Source organism: Polaromonas sp. P1_E3, from assembly GCF_056405935.1.
This window is the reverse complement of sequence record NZ_JBFUBD010000563.1, coordinates 1-1,434: the sequence shown is the minus strand read 5'-3', so window position 1 is coordinate 1,434 and position 1,434 is coordinate 1. Positions and strand designations below refer to the sequence as shown.

At 55.3% G+C, this 1,434-nt stretch carries 3 protein-coding genes; 1 reads left to right on the top strand and 2 read right to left on the bottom strand.

Annotated features, from left to right (window positions below; genetic code table 11):
• Nucleotides 1-263: ankyrin repeat domain-containing protein (locus AC1D0Z_RS21715; protein ID WP_477660222.1), on the bottom strand; the 263-nt coding region annotated here is incomplete at its 3' end.
• A gap of 191 nt (nt 264-454) precedes the next feature.
• On the opposite strand from AC1D0Z_RS21715, the gene AC1D0Z_RS21710 reads away from it, so the two are divergent.
• Nucleotides 455-1,150: a DUF599 domain-containing protein gene (locus tag AC1D0Z_RS21710; RefSeq protein WP_477660221.1), complete on the top strand. Its 696-nt coding sequence runs from the start codon at nt 455-457 to the stop codon at nt 1,148-1,150.
• Nucleotides 1,151-1,184: 34 nt separating this feature from the next.
• Here AC1D0Z_RS21710 and AC1D0Z_RS21705 read toward each other — a convergent pair.
• On the bottom strand, nt 1,185-1,434 hold a 250-nt coding region (locus tag AC1D0Z_RS21705), incomplete at its 5' end, for an SUMF1/EgtB/PvdO family nonheme iron enzyme (RefSeq protein ID WP_477660220.1).

The following is a 1,434-nucleotide window of genomic DNA, read 5'->3' as shown; positions in this document are numbered from 1 at the left end:
ACCATTTCCTTGTGGCCTTGAGATACGGCAATATCTAAAGGTGCTATTCCCTGAATTTGCTTAATGTCCAGGTCGGGATTGAGCCCGTTGGCAAATAGAAAATCGGCGCTGGCGGTATCCCCTAGATGGGCAACCCAATGGATCAAGCCATACCCGTTATCATTTTTCTCATTAATATCCGCACCATGCGCCAGTAGCTCAGCCATCCTGGTCTTATTGTCATTTGCTACGGCACTCTGCAGCTCCTCGAATGCAGATGTCATTCTTGTCCTAAAGTAAATTTATTGGAATGAGTGATTCGCTGCTGTCATTGAATCGATTACTGTCAGGAGACCGGCGAACAAACGTGGGGCTTGCCAACACTTTTACAGCCTCGCCATAGGGCAGTCTACCAATGGATAACCCAATCGTCTTCGGTAGATAAAGAATGAAATTGACCCATTAAGATCACGCGATGCAAATTTTTACCCTGCTTCCCTGGTCCGACTGGATGGCCATTGTCTGGTTCTTTGGCGGCTGGATGGGCTATGCCTGGTTTGCCCGGCACTATGGTGTAAAACGGTCTTCGCTGCTACGCACCACCAACCGTTACCGGCACCACTGGCTGATGCAGGCCACCTCGCGCGACCCGCGTGTGATCGACGGCGTCATCACGCAGAACCTCTCCAGCACGCCGGCGTTCTTTTCGTCGACCACGATCATCATCATCGGCGGATTGTTCGCGCTGCTGGGCACCACCGACAAGGCGGCCGAACTGGTGCGCGAAATCCCTTTTGCCGTGCGCACCTCGGTACTGATTTTCGACCTCAAGGTGTTGCTGATGGTGGCGGTGTTTGTTTATGCGTTTTTCCGCTTCAGCTGGTCCATGCGCCAATACACCTTTGTCGCCCTGCTTATCGGCTCCATGCCGTCGCCGCAGGAGTTCGAGGTGGGCAAGTTCGACCGTGAAGCGTTTGCCACACGCGCCAGCCGCATGGTGAGCCTGGCGGCTGAAACCTTTAACGACGGGCTGCGGGCCTACTACTTCAGCTTCGGCATCATGGCCTGGTTTTTTTCCACCTTTGCGTTTGCGCTGGCCACTGCCGTGGTGGTGCTGATTTTGTACAACCGCGAGTTCAACTCGGATGTGCTGGACGTGTTGCGCGAATAATCGCGTATGGTTGCAAACAGCCTGATATTGCTTCTCAGGGCCGGCCGACCGGCAGGTCGCGCGCCAGGCGGACCCCGCTGAACTGCCAGCGCGCATCAGGCGGGAAAAAATTTCGGTAGCTGGCGCGTATGTGGCTTTGCGGCGTGGCGCACGAGCCGCCGCGCAGCACAAACTGGTTGCACATGAACTTGCCGTTGTATTCGCCCACCAGGCCTTCCCACGGCTTGTAGCCGGGATAGGGGTTGTAGTTGGACTGCGTCCATTCCCAGACGTCACCAAACATC

Bases quoted from the DNA above. Each gene is read 5' to 3' on its own strand.
- AC1D0Z_RS21710 (WP_477660221.1), top strand. From the start codon at position 455: ATGCAAATTTTTACCCTGCTTCCCTGGTCCGACTGGATGGCCATTGTC.